This window comes from Burkholderia sp. BCC1047 (assembly GCF_902833155.1).
Taxonomy (GTDB): Bacteria; Pseudomonadota; Gammaproteobacteria; order Burkholderiales; family Burkholderiaceae; genus Burkholderia; species Burkholderia sola.
Genome location: NZ_CADFEH010000021.1, coordinates 107,470 through 122,871 on the forward strand (window position 1 = coordinate 107,470; position 15,402 = coordinate 122,871).

Sequence of the window (15,402 nt, forward strand, 5' to 3'; positions counted from 1 at the left end):
GCGCAACCACGGCCCGTTACCGCGAGCCGGCCCGGCGCCGGCTTGCCTGCCGAACAGTCTGCCCCACGTGCCGACGCGTGCGTTGACGCGCGTCAAGCGTGGCCGGCGCGCCCGCTGCTGCACGCCGTTTGCCGCAATTTCAACTGCCCCCATTACAAAAAATGTGTAAAACGCGCACAATTTCGTCCTGAAAATAGTCGTTGCACGCAGCCGGTGCGAGTTTCGCCCGGTTTTGCCGCGCTGCCCGAGTGCCCCGGGCAGCCCGAACAACAGAATGGCCATCGAATGACCGTCAGTGGAACCCCGACACGGGACGCCCGAGAGTCCACGCGCCTCGAGATCATGTTACGCCAGCCGTTCGCGGCTGGCGTCGTCGCGCTGTGCGCGGGCGCCGTGCTGTCGCTCGGCGTCGCGCTGCTCGTGCGCGAGCAGTGGCAAACCGCCGTTCATACGCGTTTCGAGCGTCGGACCACGCACGTGACCGCGATGCTGCGGCATGAACTGCAGGCCGGTGTCGCCGTGCTCGAAGGCGCGCGCGGCGCGTTCGGCCTCGTCCCGGACATGACGCCCGGCCAATGGCGCCGGTATGCGGAGACGCTCGATCTCGACAGCGGCCGCTCGCCGGTCCGGCAGATCGGCTATGCGCCGCTGACGCGCGCGGCGCGCGGCGCGCTGGCCGGCGCGATGCCGCTGCCGGCCGATCCGCTCGCGGCAGCGACGCTCAGCGCGCCCGCGTCGAACTCGCCGGTCGTGCGCTTCGGCGCGTCCGACGCGGTGCCGCTCGCGCGCGCGCTGCGGACCGGCGATATCGCGCTCGGCGTTCACCCGGCCGACGACGACGCGTCCCGCGACGCCCGCACCCTGACGCTGTTCCTGCCCGTGACGACCTCGCCGTTGGCCGCCGCCACGCCGTCCGGCACGCGGGAAGCCGGCGTCGACGGGATGCTGTTCGCGGCGCTGAGCCCGCGGCGCCTGGTCGAGCGCGCGCTCGACGCGGAACGCGGGATCGATCTGTGGATGACCGCCAGCGGCGATTCGCGCGCGATCGTCAGCGTCGAGACGACGACCGACAAAGCATCGGCGTCGCCCGACCTGATGCGGCGCACCGATGTGCTGAATTTCGGCGGCACCGCGCTGACGCTCGCCTATTCCGCGGACGGCCGGCCGAGCGCGACCGGCGCGCAGCGAGCGGCCGGCACCGTGCTCGCCGCCGGGCTGATCGCGTCGTTCGGGTTCGCGGCGCTCGTCCATGCGCTGCTGCGCGGCCGTGCCGATGCGGGCGCGAGCAGCCGCGGCAGCCTCAACGAAGCGCGGATGATGGGCATCATCCGGTCGTCGATGGAAGCGATCATCACGATCGACGAGAAGCAGACGGTCGTGATCTTCAATCCGATGGCCGAGCAGGTGTTCGGCGTGTCCGCGATGGAGGCGATCGGCGCGCCGCTGTCGCGCTTCATTCCCGAACGGTTCCGCGCGGCGCACGCGAAACACGTCGACCAGTTCGGCGTGACGGGCGTGTCCGAGCGGCAGATGGGCCGCCAGCGCGTGCTGTTCGGGCTGCGGGCCAACGGCGAGGAATTCCCGATCGAAGCATCGATCTCGCAGATCCGCGACGCGTCGGGCAAGCTGTATACGGTGATGCTGCGCGACATCACCGAGCGGCTGCGGGCCGAGAACGCGCTGAAGCAATCGCGCGAGGAATTGCGCGAACTGTCGGCGAACCTGCAGAACGTGCGCGAAGAGGAAAAGACCCGCATCGCGCGCGAGCTGCACGACGACCTCGGGCAGCAGCTCACCGCGCTGAAGATGGATCTGTCGGTCGTCGAACAGCAACTGCGCATGCCCGGCCGCGCGCAGCCCGACGCAGGCCTGCAGACGCATCTGCAAGGCATGCGGCGGCTGATCGACGCGACGGTCGCATCAGTGCGGCGCATCGCGGCCGACCTGCGGCCGGTAATGCTCGACGACCTCGGCCTCGTGCCCGCGATCGAATGGCTCGCGAACGATTTCACGAACCGCTACGGGATCGATGTCGAGCGCCACATCGAAACGGGCGGCCTCACGTTCACCAGCACAGGCGCGACCACGCTGTTCCGGATCGTCCAGGAAGCGCTGACGAACGTCGCGCGCCATGCGGATGCGACGCGCGTGGCGTTGCGGCTCGACATCGAGGAAGGCTTTTGCGTGCTGCGCGTCGCGGACAACGGCCGCGGCGCGGCGCCCGGCGGTCCGGCCCACGAGGACAAATCGTTCGGCCTGATCGGCATTCGCGAACGCGCACACATGCTGGGCGGCACCGTGACCATCGATACCGCGCTCGCGCGCGGTTTCTCGATTACCGTCTCGTTTCCGCTCGGCACCGTTCAACAGGACACGCTCATCACATGATCAAGGTGCTCATCGCCGACGACCATACGCTCGTACGCGACGGTCTGCGGCACATCCTCCAGAACGCCACCGGATTCGAGGTGGCCGGCGAAGCCTTCGACGGCCCGTCGACGATCGCGCTGGTGCGGGCGACGCCTGCGCAGGTACTCGTGCTCGACCTGTCGATGCCGGGCCGCAACGGCGTCGAACTGATCAAGCAGATCAAGGACGAGAAGCCCGCGCTGCGCGTGCTCGTGCTGACGATGCACGCGGAGCAGCAATACGCGGTGCGTGCGTTCCGCGCGGGCGCGTCCGGCTATCTGACGAAGGAAAGCGCGAGCGCGGAGCTGGTCGGCGCGGTCACGAAAGTGGCGTCGGGGGGCGTCTACGTGAGCCTCGCGATGGCCGAGCAGTTCGCGCAGAGCCTGAACGAGCCGGCCGAAACGCTGCCGCACCAGCGGCTGTCCGACCGCGAATTCGACGTGTTCCGGCGGATCGCCGCCGGCCAGACGCTGACCGAGATCGCGAACGCGTTGTGCGTGAGCGCGAAGACAGTGAGCACCTACAAGACCCGGATCCTGGAAAAGATGCAGATGCCGCACGAAGCGGCGCTCGTACGTTACGCGATGCGGCACAAGCTGCTCGACGAAACGGACGACGTGTAACGGACGACGTGTAGCGGACGACGTCTGGCCGGCGTGGTGCGGGCCTCGGCAGGCCCGCGCATGACGCGTTACTTCGCGGGCACCGGGCACGCGAGGTCGCCTTCCTCGCAGGACAGATAGCCTTTCAGCGTTTCGGTGCGCGCTTTGGTCAGATCGTCGAGGCAGGTCGATACGACCATCGGGTATGCACTGCCGCCCTCGGCATTCGCACTCGAGAAATGGCATTCGGCGTCGCGGTACGCGATCCACGCGCGCTGCGCGTCCACGAGCTTGTCGGCGAGCGGCCGCGCGTCGCGCAGGCGCGCGGTGACGGCCTGGTAGATCCTGTTCAGTTCCCCGTCGGATTTCTTGTACGCGCGATCGGCACACGCCGTCATCGTCGCCTGATCCGTCGCGTCCGCACAATTCGCCTGCGCATGGGCGACGCTCGCCACCAGCGCCAGCGAGCCCAGCAGACCGGTCAAGACACGCATGGATGCTCCTTTGTTGTTCGTTGAAGTGTGGAACCCGGTGCCTTGTTGCGCCCCGTGTGCATGGGCCGCGCCACCGCGGCGACATCGACCGCGATGCTAGCGCACGCGCGGCGGATTGTCAGCGGGTGCCGGGGTGACGCCCGAGACGCGATTTCGCCGGTTGTCGTGTTTTCCTGACGGCGAGAGCATCCGATCGCTGCGCATCATTGAAAAAGCCCGCACTCGGAACTGAACCGAGTGCGGGCTTTCTCGACAAACCTTCAGCCACGGCCCCCAAGGGCCGCGACACAACGGCCGGCTTAGTGGCCGAAATACACCGACGAGCGGTCGCCGACGGCCGGCACGACCGCGCGCTGGCCCGACTGCGACGTCGCGACCGGGTTCGAACCGTAACCGGTTGCGTCGGCTTGCGCGCCCGTGTTCTGCGCGGCGGCGATCTTGGCCTGGGCGGCCTGGATGTTTTCCGGATAGTTGATCCAGTCGTTCGGGTTGTAGCCGGCCTTTTCGAGCTGGACCAGCTCGGCGCGCACTTGCGCGCGCGTCAGCGGCTGTTGGTTCGATTGGGCGAACGAGACGACCGGTGCAGCCACGAGGGCGGCCAGTGCAACTGCCTTGATCAGCGATTTCATGATGCGTTACCTCCAGGATTGTTTTGTCAGGCGCTTCGGACTCGGGGTCGTTGCGCATGAGTAGAAGTCTAGGAGTCGCGGCTATCAGGGTAAATACTTAAATCGCAAATTCACTGTTGACCGAAACCGTACAATCGCGCGGGAATAACGCAATTCATCAGACGATTATCGACGCTCGCACACCGAATGCCGTTCTTCGGCATCCGGCACGCTCGGCAGCGCGTCAGCGCGGGCGATCGGTATCCACCGGCGCCATCTGCCTGTCGAACAGCAACGCCTTGAGGCGCACGCGATCGTCGGCATCGATGTCGCCGAACGCCGCATGATGCAGCGTCAGCGCTGGAGCCGCCGGGTCGGCATGCACGGCCCGCACCGTGCCGTCGAGCGCCAGTTGCTCGACGCGGCCGCCGGCTTCGTACGGAAGCAGCACGCGCAACGGCTCGCCGGTGGCCGCGAGCGGCCGGTCGACGGCGATCGACAAGCCGCTCAGGCTGATGTCGTGCACCATTCCGATGCCTTCCGCCCCCTGCGCCGCGCCGCTGCAGCAGGCGGCGATGCGCACCGGCACGCGCGGCTCCGCGCGCGCACGCAGCCGGTCGACGAAGCCGGGCGGCGACAGGATCATGAACGGCGCGGCGCCCGACGCCTGCACCGATTCGACCGTCGCGCCGAAACGGAACACCGCGGCAGCGCCGATCGCCACCGCTTCGACGTCGTCGCCGCGTGCGAACTCGAGCACGGCGGCGGGTAGCGGTTCGACGAACAGCGCGCCCGACGCACCGACACCGATCAGCCGGCAGCGTTGCAGCGCACGCGTCGTGCCGACCCGGCGGCGAATACCGATCGCGGCGCCCGCCGACAAGCCCATGCGCGTGGCGGGCGCGCCCGCCGCCCCGGGCACGCTCGGCTCGATGCCGCTGCCCTCGCGTCGGCGTACGGGGTGGAAATGGTCGAACAGGAAAGCATGCTGCGCGGCATCCTGCAGCGTCGTGCCGGCCGGCAGCAGCGCGGCACCGTCGGCGTCGTAGAGGTCGAAGCCGAGCGGGACGCCGGCGGAAAGATCGTCGCGCGCGAGCGCGACGTAGTCGGTGGAAAGCCGCATCGGAGAAGCGCGGAGCGACCGCGCGAGCTATCGTGACAACTTGATTACGGCAGCATCGCGCGGATCTGAACGGCTTCGTTACTGCGAGGCGCCCGGCGTATCGGGCACGGCCGGCACTGGAGCTGGCGGTGGCGGAGCCGGCACGGCCGACGGGGCGGCGCCGACGCCGGCGTTGCTTCCGCTCGTGACACTGGCGCCTGCCGGCGGCTGCGCAGGCTGCGATGCGCTCGCCGACAGCGCCGCGGCCGACGCGGCCACTTCGGACGCCGGCACCCATTCCTCGACGATGCCGCCGGACGCGGCATCCGGCGCCGATGCAGCCGAAGCCGCCGACGCCGCCTCTTCGTCGGTCTCGGCCGGACGCTCGATACGCTGTGTCCTGACCGGCGTGGGCGCCTTCTTCGCCTCGGGCGGGAACCACGTGTCGAACAGGTCGGTCACGCGCTCGCGCAGCGATCCGAACCAGCCCGGCGACGGCTCGGTATCGAATTTCGCCTTCGTATCGACGATCCGGGCGCGCTGCGCGCGCTGGAAGAAATCGCCGACGATCGGCAGCGCGCTGTGCGCGCCCTGCCCCCAGTAATCGCTGCGCAGCGTCACGCGGCCGTCGTCGAACCCGACCCACGCGCCGGCGACGAGGCCTGGCTGCATCAGGATGAACCAGCCGTCCGCGTTGTCCTGCGTCGTGCCGGTCTTGCCGGCCACGTCGCCGCGGATCCCGAAGCGTGTGCGGATGCTGCCGCCCGTGCCGCGCGTCACGACGTCGCGCATCACGTCGAGCAGCGTCTTGTCGGTTTCGGCATCGAGCGCACGCTCGGGCGGCGCCGGTGCGTATTCGGCGAGCACCTCGCCCTGGCGGTTCTCGATGCGCGTGACCATCTGCGGCTCGACGTACAGCCCGTCGTTCGCGATCGTCGCATACGACGCGACCATTTCCTTCAGCGTGACCGGGCTCGTGCCGAGCGCGAGCGACGGCACGCGTTCGAGCGGGCTTTCGCGCACGCCCATGTCGCGCGCGAGCCGCGCGACGGCGCCCGGCCCGACCTTCTCCATCACCTGCGCGGTGATCCGGTTGCGCGACAGCGCGACGGCGTCGCGCAGCGTCATCGGCTTGCCCGTAGGCGGCGCGTCATCGTTCGGTCGCCAGATCTCGCCGCCCTTCAGCGGAATCTCGACCGGCTGGTCGATGAACGTGTCCTCCGGCTTCATCCCGCTCGCGAACGCGGCGCCATAGACGAACGGCTTGAACGTCGAGCCCGGCTGGCGCCGCGCCTGCGCGACGTGGTCGAACGGCTCGCGCGTGAAGTCGCGGCTGCCGACCCACGCGCGGATCTGCCCGTCGCGCGGATCGATCGCGAGGAAGCCGGCCTGCACGTCGGTCTTCGCCTTGCACAGCGCATGCAGGAAGCCGCGGTCGGCCGCGAGCAGCTTCATCGCCGCCGCGTCGTCCTTGCCGGCGTCCTGCGCGGCCTTGTACTCGGGCGATTCGCGCATGAAGGTGCGGAACACCTCGTTGTCGGTGCCGCAGCCGTCGCGGCCGCTCCACGCGTTGTTCGCGATGCCCTGCAACTGATTGCCCTGCAGCGTGAGCGCCTGCGTCGCCATCTGCTGGAGCCGCGCGTCGATCGTCGTGCGTACGATCAGCCCGTCCGAGTAAATGTTGTAGTCGTTGCGGTCGGCCCACGCGATCAGCCACTTGCGCAACTGCTGCGCGAAATGCGGCGCCGGCCCGGGCGGCTCCTTCTGGCGCTCGAAGTCGATGCGCAGCGGCCGGCGCTGCAGCTGCGCGAACTGCGCCGGCGACAGCTTGCCGTACTTCACCATCTGGCCGAGCACCGTGTTGCGCCGTTGCAGCGCGCGCTCGGGGTTCAGCACCGGGTTGTAGTAGCTGTTGCCCTTCAGCATCCCGACGAGCGTCGCGCTGTCGAGCACGTCGAGTTCGTCGGCCGACTTGTCGAAATAGGTGCGCGCGGCCATCTCGACGCCGTACGCGTTGTACAGGAACGGCACCGTGTTCAGGTAGGTCTCGAGGATCTGGTCCTTGCTGTAGACGGCCTCGATCTTCAGCGCGGTGATCGCCTCCTTCACCTTGCGCGTGAGCGTCGGCGCGCGGCCGATCTCGTCCGGGTACAGGTTGCGCGCGAGCTGCTGCGTGATCGTCGAGCCGCCCTGGCGGCTGCCCGAGAACGTATGGAGCGCGGCCGACGCCGTGCGCTTCCAGTCGAGGCCGTGGTGTTCGTAGAAGCGATGATCCTCGGTCGCGATCAGCGCGTCGACCATGTGCGGCGAGATCTGCTTGAGCGACACCCATTCGCGGTTCGACGGCTTGAATTCGGCCAGCAGCTTGCCGTCGGCCGACAGCACCTGCGCGGGCTGGTCGACGCGCGCCTTGCGGATGTCGCCGATGCCCGGCGTGAACGGGATCAGCGCGACCACGTACACGGCGAACAGCGCCGGCACGGCGGCGGCGGCGAGCAGCGCGCCACGGCGCGTCGGGTGGCGGACATGGCGCCACGCGGTGGCGGCGAGAGGCTTGACCCGCGCGACGGCGGCCGCCGCGACGGGTTGGGCGCGCGCGACCCATCTGGCACAGAAGGCACGCACTGACGGCACGTTTCGGCGATTCACGCGGGTGGAGCTCGGCTGAAAAGGCTGCATCGTACCAAACTCGCGCGGCCGTCCGACCCGCGGCGGCCTTGGGCTGGCACACGCGGTGCGGTGTTACGACGGCGTTCACGCAAAAAAGGCGCGTGTCCGGCAATCGGAGCGACGCGCCAAACCTGGTACCACAACCGGAACGCCGCGCGACGGCGGCGTGCCCCGCGCCGCGGCTCAGCGCACGAGAAATCCGTACGTGAGCGGATCGCGCTCGTCGACGATCCAGTTCGCGAACCCGCAGATATGCGCGCTGCCTTCCACTTCCGGGATCACGGCCGGGATGTCGCCGACCGTCGTTTCGCGCAACACGCGGCCCTTGAAGACCGTGCCGACGATCGATTCGTTGACGAGCGTGTCGCCTGCCGCGAGCAGCCCGCGCTGGTAGAGCTGCGCGACGCGCCCGCCGGTGCCGGAGCCGGTCGGCGAGCGGTCGACCTCGCGATCCGCGAACACGCAGCAGTTCGCCTGCGTCGAACCCGCATGGCGCGGCGCGTTCGCGATGATCGTGCCGTAGATATGGTTGATTTCCGGGATCTCCGGATGCGCGACCGGATATTTCGCGTTCGCGGCCGCCTTCACCTCCGCGCCGAAGCGAATCAGTTTCTCGACTGCCGATTCGCGCACCGGCAGGTCGAACGGTGCGCCGTCGACATAGAAATAGAACGCGCCGCCATACGCGATGTCGCCGGTCACGGTGCCGAACGACGGCGTGTCGACCGACACGTCGCGCCGCCAGATGAACGACGGCACGTTGACGAAGCGCACGGGCCCCGCATGCTCGCCGTCCCACCGGACGAACGCCTCGATGAAGCCGCACGGCGCGTCGATGCCGACCCGCGTCTCGGGTACCGTGCGCTGCACCCAGCCGAGCTCGACGGCCGCGGTCGACAGCGCGATCACGCCGTGTCCGCAATGATCGCTGTAGCCTTCGTTGTGCACGAAGATCACGCCGAAATCGGCGTTCGGCGACACGGGCTCGGTCAGATAGCCGCCGTACATGTCGGCGTGGCCGCGCGGTTCGAACATCAGCGCGCGGCGGATTTCGTCGGCGTGTTCCTTGAGCCACGCGCGGCGCTGGACGATCGTGTCGCCTGGCAGACGCGGCAGCCCGCTCGTGACGATGCGGAACGCCTCGCCGCCGGTGTGCACTTCGACGGTGGACAGGGATCGGGAAATTTTCATGGGGGATCGGATGCGTTGAAACGAAGGACGGCGGCCGGGCCGCCGTCCGGTGACGGGCCGTGCGGCCAATTACTTCGCGTACGGTTCCGGCAGGCCGTTGCGGATCACGTAGACGGTGGTCGGCGCGCCTTTCAGGTCGCCGTTCGCGTCGAACGAATAGGTGCCCGCGACGCCCGCGTAGTTCGACTTCGCGAGTTGCGCGCTCAGCTTCGCCTTGTCGGTGGTCGTGCCGGCCTTGACCATCGCGTCGGCGAGCAGCTTCACGCCGTCGTAGTAATTGACGCCGTAGACCTGCGTATCGGTGTGATAGGCGTCGTGGTACTTCTTCAGGAAGTCGCGCCCGGCCGGCGTCTTCTCGAGCGCGCCGCCGCCCTGCGCGCAATAGACGATCGACGCGGCCTCGCCCGCGACCTTGCCCATGTCGGCCGAACAGATGCCGTCGCCGCCGAGCAGCTTCGCGCGCAGGCCGCGCTGCTTCATCTGCTTGGCCATCGGTGCACCCTGCGCCGCATAGCCGCCGAGGAAGATCACGTCGGGGTTGGCGGCCTTGATCTTGGTGAGAATGCCGAGGAAGTCGGTGGCCGACGAATTCGTGTATTCCTGGTCGACGATCTTGATCCCGTTCGCCTTCGCGACGTTCGTGAACTGCTCGGCGACGCCCTGCCCGTATGCGGTGCGATCGTCGATCACGGCGGCGGTTTTCGCGTTCAGCGTCTTCGCGGCAAACGTGGCCATCGTGCCGCCGAGCTGCTCGTCGCTCGCGCCGATCCGGAAGATGTTCTTGAAGCCCTGCTTCGTCAGCGCCGGGTTCGACGCGACCGGCAGGATCGGCACGCCGGCCGTCGAATACACGCGCGACGCCGGAATCGCGACGCCCGAGTTGTACGGCCCGAGCACGGCGACGACGCCTTTGTCGACAAGGTTCTGCGCGACCTGCACGCCGGCCTTCGGGTCGGCCTGGTCGTCCTCGGAAACCAGTTTGAACGTCACGGTCTTCCCGCCGACCTTCACGCCGGCCTTGTTGAGCTCGTCGATCGCGAGCCGCGCGCCGTTTTCGTTGTCCTTGCCGTTGGCGGCCTGCGGGCCCGTGAGCGGCGCCGAATGGCCGATCATCACGACTTCCTGCGCATGCGCGGAAGTCAGCGCGCCAGCGGCCACGGCCACCGAGAGCGCGGTCATGAGGTGTCGCATGGTGTCTCCTGATTGGTTTTGTGTGAAACCAATGTAGGACACGAGTGGTCACATCGCAAGCAATTTCAAAATAATTATCGGGATTTTGGTCACATTGAAGACCAAACCACTCCCATCATTTCGGCGCAATGTCGCGCCGCACGCGGCGAATGTGCTGTTCGACATAGAACGCGGCCGCATCGGCATCCCCGGACACGATCGCCTCGTAGATCAACCGGTGCTCGGACACGTACAGCCGGATTCGGCCCGCGTCGTAGATGCCATCGTCCTTCAGCCGCTTCCACAGCGGCTGGTCCATCGTCTTCGCGACTTCGTCCGCGATCTTCACGATCAGCGCGTCGCCGGTCATCAGCGCGAGCTGCCGGTGGAACAGCCGGTCGCTCTCGTTCCACAACGCGCGCTGATGCGGATCGTCGACGTCGGTGATGGTTTCCATCTGCGCGAGATAGCGCTCGGCGCCGGGGTCGGCGCGACCATGAGCGGCCGCGAGGCGCGCGATCGCGGGCTCGAGGATCAGCCGCACGTCGAGCGTCGACGTCGGGCTGAAGTCGGCCTCGGATACCGCGTCCGCGTCGCCGCGCTGCGCGAGCACGTCGAGCGGCGCCGCGACGACGTAGGTGCCCGAATTGCGCTTCGTGAACACGAGCCCTTCGTTCTGCAGCGCGCCGAGCGCCTCGCGCACGGCCGGCCGGCCGACCTGGAACAGCGCCGCGAGCTCGCGCTCGGACGGCAGCCGCGATTCGGCCGCGTAGCGCCCCGCGCGGATCTCGTCGCGGATCTTTTCGGCTACCTGCTCGTAGATCTGCAGCGGCCTGAAACCGCCTTCGAGTGAGTCGGGACGCGCGGACATCATCGTGTGGCTCCTGCCCGTTCGCGGGCGTGGATCTGGAATGGGTTCGCACTATACCGGAGCGGCGCGGGCAGCGCGGCAGCGGCGAGCCTTCTGGCCAGATATTAGAACCAAAATCTGCGCCGCGCTTTATTTTCTGGGTTGCCGGCGCGCCAGCAAGTGGTATAAATTCGATCCACACTGCCCTGTGTCACGGTACCCGGCAGACCTGCGGCGGGCGCGGCATGCGTCCGCCGTCCACGCTCACCGACGCCCACGACGTACACGATGACCGCCCTTTCCCCGATTCCCGTTTTCGATGCGGCCGACACGGCCGCGCTGCTCGACTACCCGGCGCTGCTCGCCACGCTCAGGCAAGCGGTCGTCGAGTACGCGGCAGGCGACATCGTCAGCCCCGAACGCCTGGTCGTGTCGCTGCAACGCGGCGGCGTGATGCTGTCGATGCCGTCGAGCGCACACGATCTGGCGAGCCACAAGCTCGTGAACGTGTGTCCCGGCAACGGCGCACGCGGACTGCCGACGATTCTCGGCCAGGTCACCGCGTACGACGCGACGACCGGCGAAATGCGCTTCGCGCTCGACGGCCCGACCGTCACCGGCCGCCGCACGGCGGCGATCACAGCGCTCGGCATCCAGGCGCTGCATGGCGCCGCGCCGCGCGACGTCCTGCTGATCGGCACCGGCAAGCAGGCGGCCAATCACGCGGAAGCGCTCGCCGCGATTTTCCCTGATGCGCGCCTTCACGTGCGCGGCACGAGCGCGGATAGCGCGGCCGCCTTCTGCGCCGCCCACCGCGCGCATGCGCCGCAGCTCGCGCCGCTCGACGGCGACGCGATTCCCGATGCGATCGACGTGGTCGTCACGCTGACGACGAGCCGCACGCCCGTCTATCGCGACGCCGCGCGCGAAGGCCGGCTCGTGGTCGGCGTCGGCGCGTTCACCGCGGATGCCGCGGAGATCGACGCGAACACGGTGCGGGGCAGCCGGCTCGTGGTCGACGATCCGGCCGGCGCGCGCCACGAAGCGGGCGACCTGATCGTCGCGCAGGTCGACTGGCAGCACGTCGCGTCGCTCGCCGACGTGCTGAACGGCACCTTCGCTCGCGGCGGCCCGCTGCTGTTCAAGAGCGTCGGCTGCGCCGCATGGGATCTGGCCGCGTGCCGCACCGCGCGCGACGCACTGGCCGCGCGCCGCGCCGGCTGACCCGGCCGCGCAATCGTTCGCGCCACCGTGCGCGCCGCTCGCGCGGCATCGCATCGTCGGATTCGCACCGGCGATTTCCCGTACGCGGTGTAGGAAACGCCCTACACCGCGTCGAAGCGGCCTACACGAAGTTCCAATTCGGCCGATTCCAATTTCGGCGGCGCAACACGATACTGCCGGCATGAATGCCAGCCTGTCACCCGCCGCACTCAGGGTGTTTCTCGTCGATCACGCGGTTGCCGTCCGCCAGCGGATCGCGCTGCTCGTCGGCGCGATCCGCGGCGTCGCCGTCGTGGGCGAAGCGGAAGACGGCCAGGACGCGTGGACGCATATCCGCAGCAGCCGTGCGGACGTGGTGATCGTCGACGTGCGGCTCGCGGACGGCAGCGGTCTCGACCTGATCGGGATGCTGTCGAAGGCCGCGCCGCGCATCGTCACGATCGTGCTGACGAACCACTCGGCGCCGGCATTCAGAGAGGCATGCGCGACGGCGGGAGCCGACTACTTTTTCGACAAGACCGTCGAATTCGACGCCGCATGCCGTGTCATCGAATCCCTGGTGCACGCGCGCGTGCGCCGCCCCTGACGAGCCGGAGCGCCTCATGTCCACCGCCACCGCCTTCGCCGACGTATCCGTCGTACCCCGGCCCACGATTGCGCTGCGCCCAGCCGCGCGCGCCGACGCCGCCAAGCATCCGGCCGCACGCTGCTCGGCCTGCGCGATGCGCTCGATGTGCCTGCCGCCGCACCTGACGCCCGCCGAATACGGTCGCCTCGACGCGATCATCTGCACGACGCGGCAGGTTCGCCAGGGCGACGCGCTGTTCCGCACCGACGATCCGTTCCAGAGCATCTATGCGGTGCGCGCGGGTTCGTTCAAGACGGTGATGATGCATCGCGACGGCCGCGAGCACGTGACGGGCTTCCAGATCGCCGGCGAAACCCTCGGGATGGACGGCATCGGCGGCGGCCAGCACTGCTGCGACGCGATCGCGCTGGAGGACAGCGTGGTGTGCATTATCCCGTTCGGCGCGCTCGAAGCCGCGTGCCGCGAGATCAAGCCGATGCAGCACTTCCTCTACCAGATGCTGAGCAGCGAGATCGTCCGCGAATCGAGCCAGATGCTGTTGCTCGGCACGATGTCGGCCGAGCAGCGCGTCGCGCATTTTCTGCTGAACCTGTCGTCGCGGTTCGAGGCGCGCGGCTATTCGGCGACCGAATTCAACCTGCGGATGACGCGCGAGGAAATCGGCTGCTATCTCGGGATGAAGCTCGAAACGGTCAGCCGGATGTTCTCGCGGTTCCATCGCGACGCGCTCGTCGAAACGCGCGGCAAGCGCGTGCGCATCATCGACGCGCAAGCGCTCGCGCGAGTCTGACACGCGGCGCCGCGCTGACCGGCGTGGCATCACCGCATCGCGTCGCCGGTCGCTGCGTCGTGCAGTGCGACCGTTGCGGCGCCTGCCTGCCACGCGAGCAGCGCCTGTTCGGCCTGCGCGAACGCGCGACGCAATGCGTCGTCCACGTCGGCCCCGACGCACGGCGGCAGCGACCGGAGCGTCGCGTCGCGCATCACCAGCTCCAGCCGCACGTCGTACCGGCGCGCGCCATCGGCCGCCGTGCGCGATTCGATCGCGAGATGGCAGCCTTCGATCCACGCGCGAAACCGTTCAAGTCGCACCAGTTGCGCGCCTGCTTCGGCCTCGACCGCAGCCGAACCGGTGAATCCGAGGCAGGCGATCTGCATGCCCACGCCCATGTCGTCTCTCCTGACGGGGCCGCCCGCTCGTCGACCGCCTTGCAAGTGCCGGCCGCCTCACGATGGGGCGGCCCGTGTTTCCCGTGGCGCGGCGCGCATTTTTCGATCGCGGCCGGCCGATTGTCTGCCCGCGCCCGACAGGCGCGGGACCGTTCAGACGTTGAAGGTCTGCGACGCCTTCATCTCGATCCACGTCATGCCGGCCCGCAACCCTTCGATCATCGCCTCGCGCTCCGTCGGATACGCGTGGCTGTGCTCGAACGTATGATGAAACCGCGCGGCGCCGGCGCCGTGCTCGACCGACACGCGGCAGCGGAATTCGCCCGATTCGCACGGGCGCGTCTCCACTTCGACCGACCAGTCGCGTTCGTGAATGTTGCCCTGCAGTGTCATGCGCCCTCCTGCGGTATCAGCCTTCGAGCCGGAAGTGCCCGCTGTGCAGCAGCACCGGCCGGCCGCCGATTTCCTCGAGCATTCGTCGTGCCATCGCCTCGATGGCCGACCGGTGCGCGTCGAATGCGCCCAGCAGATCGCGTTCGAGCAGCGACTGCGCGCCGAAATGGTCTTCCAGCGCCTCGGCCGTGACCGCGCACTGAACGCAATGCCCGTCGACCAGCGCCGAAAACGCGACGACCAGATCGCGCGCGCAGTATTCCGGCGGTTCGGACGGGAAAACGATGTGCATCTGTCGGTCTGTCATCGTCGTGATGGCTCCATGACGAGAGCATAGTGGCGCGCGCGGCCGCGCGCTTGACCCACGTCAACGGGCTCGCTGCACCGCACGATCGCGGTGCGGCCGCGCGCCGCCGCTTCATCTGCTTCAGCCGGCGTCGGGCTCGATCGCCGCGCCGCGCTGCGCGAGCAGCTCGCGCAGCACGCTGCGGTGACAACGGTTTTCGTCGTCGCAGTAGCAGCCGATCGAGAACCCGGTGGTCGCCGACAGCGCGGCCAGCAGGTCCAGCACCTTGGCCGGATCGCCATGCGCCATCTCCGCGCGGAAGTGGCGCTTGAACGCGTTCCATTCGGCGTCGGTTTCAGCGGCCTGCGCTTGCGCGACGAGCTCGGGGCTCGGCGACAACGTCGGCAACCATACATCATAGTAGTTGCGCGACGCGAATTCCGCCTTCGGTACGCCGCGCGGTGGCCCCCGAACCGTGCCGATCCGCAGGCCCTCGCCGGCCGCGCGCGGCGTGCCGAGCTGGATGATCCGGATGCCCATGTCGCTCCTCTGCTCCTCTGCATTGCGTCCGATCCCGTGATCGTACCGCCGCGCCTGCCCGTGCGTCATCCGCGCATCGCACATGACGGCCGCCCAACAAAAAA

Annotated in this window: 16 protein-coding genes; 5 read left to right on the forward strand and 11 right to left on the reverse strand. The window is 68.5% G+C overall.

What is annotated here, in order from left to right:
• Window positions 1-285 precede the first annotated feature (285 nt).
• Both HWX55_RS21655 and HWX55_RS21660 read left to right on the forward strand, forming a co-directional pair.
• The gene (locus tag HWX55_RS21655) at window positions 286-2,388 is read left to right on the forward strand and encodes a PAS domain S-box protein (RefSeq protein ID WP_175977256.1); all 2,103 of its coding nucleotides are present in this window, start codon (window positions 286-288) and stop codon (window positions 2,386-2,388) included.
• On the forward strand, window positions 2,385-3,032 hold the full coding sequence (locus HWX55_RS21660) for a response regulator transcription factor (RefSeq protein ID WP_006479054.1): 648 nt from the start codon (window positions 2,385-2,387) through the stop codon (window positions 3,030-3,032). The genes HWX55_RS21655 and HWX55_RS21660 overlap by 4 nt, the downstream gene beginning before the upstream one ends.
• A 68-nt stretch (window positions 3,033-3,100) precedes the next feature.
• Here HWX55_RS21660 and HWX55_RS21665 read toward each other — a convergent pair whose 3' ends face one another.
• The 7 genes from HWX55_RS21665 to HWX55_RS21695 form a co-directional block, all read right to left on the reverse strand.
• The gene (locus HWX55_RS21665; protein ID WP_175977227.1) at window positions 3,101-3,505 is read right to left on the reverse strand and encodes a lysozyme inhibitor LprI family protein; all 405 of its coding nucleotides are present in this window, start codon (window positions 3,503-3,505) and stop codon (window positions 3,101-3,103) included.
• Window positions 3,506-3,804: 299 nt separating this feature from the next.
• Entirely contained in the window at window positions 3,805-4,134 is a 330-nt protein-coding gene (locus HWX55_RS21670) for a DUF4148 domain-containing protein (protein ID WP_175977228.1), read from the reverse strand.
• A 223-nt stretch (window positions 4,135-4,357) separates the two neighbouring features.
• Window positions 4,358-5,236 (reverse strand): PilZ domain-containing protein, encoded by an 879-nt coding sequence (locus HWX55_RS21675; RefSeq protein WP_175977229.1) that lies wholly within the window; start codon window positions 5,234-5,236, stop codon window positions 4,358-4,360.
• Between the two features lie 78 nt (window positions 5,237-5,314).
• Window positions 5,315-7,894: a transglycosylase domain-containing protein gene (locus HWX55_RS21680; protein WP_175977230.1), complete on the reverse strand. Its 2,580-nt coding sequence runs from the start codon at window positions 7,892-7,894 to the stop codon at window positions 5,315-5,317.
• Window positions 7,895-8,068: 174 nt separating this feature from the next.
• Complete coding sequence (gene lhpH, locus HWX55_RS21685; protein ID WP_175977231.1) at window positions 8,069-9,076, reverse strand: trans-3-hydroxy-L-proline dehydratase; 1,008 nt, start codon at window positions 9,074-9,076, stop codon at window positions 8,069-8,071.
• Between the two features lie 69 nt (window positions 9,077-9,145).
• The gene (locus HWX55_RS21690) at window positions 9,146-10,267 is read right to left on the reverse strand and encodes a branched-chain amino acid ABC transporter substrate-binding protein (protein WP_175977232.1); all 1,122 of its coding nucleotides are present in this window, start codon (window positions 10,265-10,267) and stop codon (window positions 9,146-9,148) included.
• Between the two features lie 115 nt (window positions 10,268-10,382).
• The gene (locus HWX55_RS21695; RefSeq protein WP_175977233.1) at window positions 10,383-11,120 is read right to left on the reverse strand and encodes a GntR family transcriptional regulator; all 738 of its coding nucleotides are present in this window, start codon (window positions 11,118-11,120) and stop codon (window positions 10,383-10,385) included.
• A gap of 264 nt (window positions 11,121-11,384) precedes the next feature.
• On the opposite strand from HWX55_RS21695, the gene lhpI reads away from it, so the two are divergent.
• The 3 genes from lhpI (at window position 11,385) to HWX55_RS21710 (ending at window position 13,699) form a co-directional block, all read left to right on the forward strand.
• Window positions 11,385-12,320: a bifunctional Delta(1)-pyrroline-2-carboxylate/Delta(1)-piperideine-2-carboxylate reductase gene (lhpI, locus tag HWX55_RS21700; protein WP_175977234.1), complete on the forward strand. Its 936-nt coding sequence runs from the start codon at window positions 11,385-11,387 to the stop codon at window positions 12,318-12,320.
• A 181-nt stretch (window positions 12,321-12,501) separates the two neighbouring features.
• The gene (locus HWX55_RS21705) at window positions 12,502-12,906 is read left to right on the forward strand and encodes a response regulator transcription factor (RefSeq protein ID WP_175977235.1); all 405 of its coding nucleotides are present in this window, start codon (window positions 12,502-12,504) and stop codon (window positions 12,904-12,906) included.
• 16 nt (window positions 12,907-12,922) lie between these two features.
• On the forward strand, window positions 12,923-13,699 hold the full coding sequence (locus HWX55_RS21710) for a helix-turn-helix domain-containing protein (protein WP_175977236.1): 777 nt from the start codon (window positions 12,923-12,925) through the stop codon (window positions 13,697-13,699).
• A 29-nt stretch (window positions 13,700-13,728) separates the two neighbouring features.
• Here the strand turns inward: HWX55_RS21710 and HWX55_RS21715 are convergent, their stop codons facing one another.
• The 4 genes from HWX55_RS21715 to HWX55_RS21730 form a co-directional block, all read right to left on the reverse strand.
• Window positions 13,729-14,079 carry a metal ABC transporter ATPase gene (locus tag HWX55_RS21715; RefSeq protein WP_175977237.1) on the reverse strand — a complete coding sequence of 117 codons (351 nt, stop codon included), beginning with the start codon at window positions 14,077-14,079 and terminating at the stop codon, window positions 13,729-13,731.
• Window positions 14,080-14,232: 153 nt separating this feature from the next.
• Complete coding sequence (locus HWX55_RS21720) at window positions 14,233-14,472, reverse strand: hypothetical protein (protein ID WP_006479066.1); 240 nt, start codon at window positions 14,470-14,472, stop codon at window positions 14,233-14,235.
• 16 nt (window positions 14,473-14,488) lie between these two features.
• The gene (locus HWX55_RS21725) at window positions 14,489-14,779 is read right to left on the reverse strand and encodes a DUF1488 domain-containing protein (RefSeq protein ID WP_175977238.1); all 291 of its coding nucleotides are present in this window, start codon (window positions 14,777-14,779) and stop codon (window positions 14,489-14,491) included.
• A 120-nt stretch (window positions 14,780-14,899) separates the two neighbouring features.
• On the reverse strand, window positions 14,900-15,298 hold the full coding sequence (locus tag HWX55_RS21730) for a DUF488 family protein (RefSeq protein WP_175977239.1): 399 nt from the start codon (window positions 15,296-15,298) through the stop codon (window positions 14,900-14,902).
• Between the last annotated feature and the right edge of the window lie 104 nt (window positions 15,299-15,402).

Excerpts from the sequence above, each read along its gene's own strand:
- HWX55_RS21655 (WP_175977256.1), top strand. The coding sequence starts at position 286 with ATGACCGTCAGTGGAACCCCGACACGGGACGCCCGAGAGTCCACGCGC.
- HWX55_RS21660 (WP_006479054.1), top strand. The coding sequence starts at position 2,385 with ATGATCAAGGTGCTCATCGCCGACGACCATACGCTCGTACGCGACGGT.
- HWX55_RS21665 (WP_175977227.1), bottom strand. The coding sequence starts at position 3,505 with ATGCGTGTCTTGACCGGTCTGCTGGGCTCGCTGGCGCTGGTGGCGAGC.
- HWX55_RS21670 (WP_175977228.1), bottom strand. The coding sequence starts at position 4,134 with ATGAAATCGCTGATCAAGGCAGTTGCACTGGCCGCCCTCGTGGCTGCA.
- HWX55_RS21675 (WP_175977229.1), bottom strand. The coding sequence starts at position 5,236 with ATGCGGCTTTCCACCGACTACGTCGCGCTCGCGCGCGACGATCTTTCC.
- HWX55_RS21680 (WP_175977230.1), bottom strand. The coding sequence starts at position 7,894 with ATGCAGCCTTTTCAGCCGAGCTCCACCCGCGTGAATCGCCGAAACGTG.
- lhpH (WP_175977231.1), bottom strand. The coding sequence starts at position 9,076 with ATGAAAATTTCCCGATCCCTGTCCACCGTCGAAGTGCACACCGGCGGC.
- HWX55_RS21690 (WP_175977232.1), bottom strand. The coding sequence starts at position 10,267 with ATGCGACACCTCATGACCGCGCTCTCGGTGGCCGTGGCCGCTGGCGCG.
- HWX55_RS21695 (WP_175977233.1), bottom strand. The coding sequence starts at position 11,120 with ATGATGTCCGCGCGTCCCGACTCACTCGAAGGCGGTTTCAGGCCGCTG.
- lhpI (WP_175977234.1), top strand. The coding sequence starts at position 11,385 with ATGACCGCCCTTTCCCCGATTCCCGTTTTCGATGCGGCCGACACGGCC.
- HWX55_RS21705 (WP_175977235.1), top strand. The coding sequence starts at position 12,502 with ATGAATGCCAGCCTGTCACCCGCCGCACTCAGGGTGTTTCTCGTCGAT.
- HWX55_RS21710 (WP_175977236.1), top strand. The coding sequence starts at position 12,923 with ATGTCCACCGCCACCGCCTTCGCCGACGTATCCGTCGTACCCCGGCCC.
- HWX55_RS21715 (WP_175977237.1), bottom strand. The coding sequence starts at position 14,079 with ATGGGCGTGGGCATGCAGATCGCCTGCCTCGGATTCACCGGTTCGGCT.
- HWX55_RS21720 (WP_006479066.1), bottom strand. The coding sequence starts at position 14,472 with ATGACACTGCAGGGCAACATTCACGAACGCGACTGGTCGGTCGAAGTG.
- HWX55_RS21725 (WP_175977238.1), bottom strand. The coding sequence starts at position 14,779 with ATGACAGACCGACAGATGCACATCGTTTTCCCGTCCGAACCGCCGGAA.
- HWX55_RS21730 (WP_175977239.1), bottom strand. The coding sequence starts at position 15,298 with ATGGGCATCCGGATCATCCAGCTCGGCACGCCGCGCGCGGCCGGCGAG.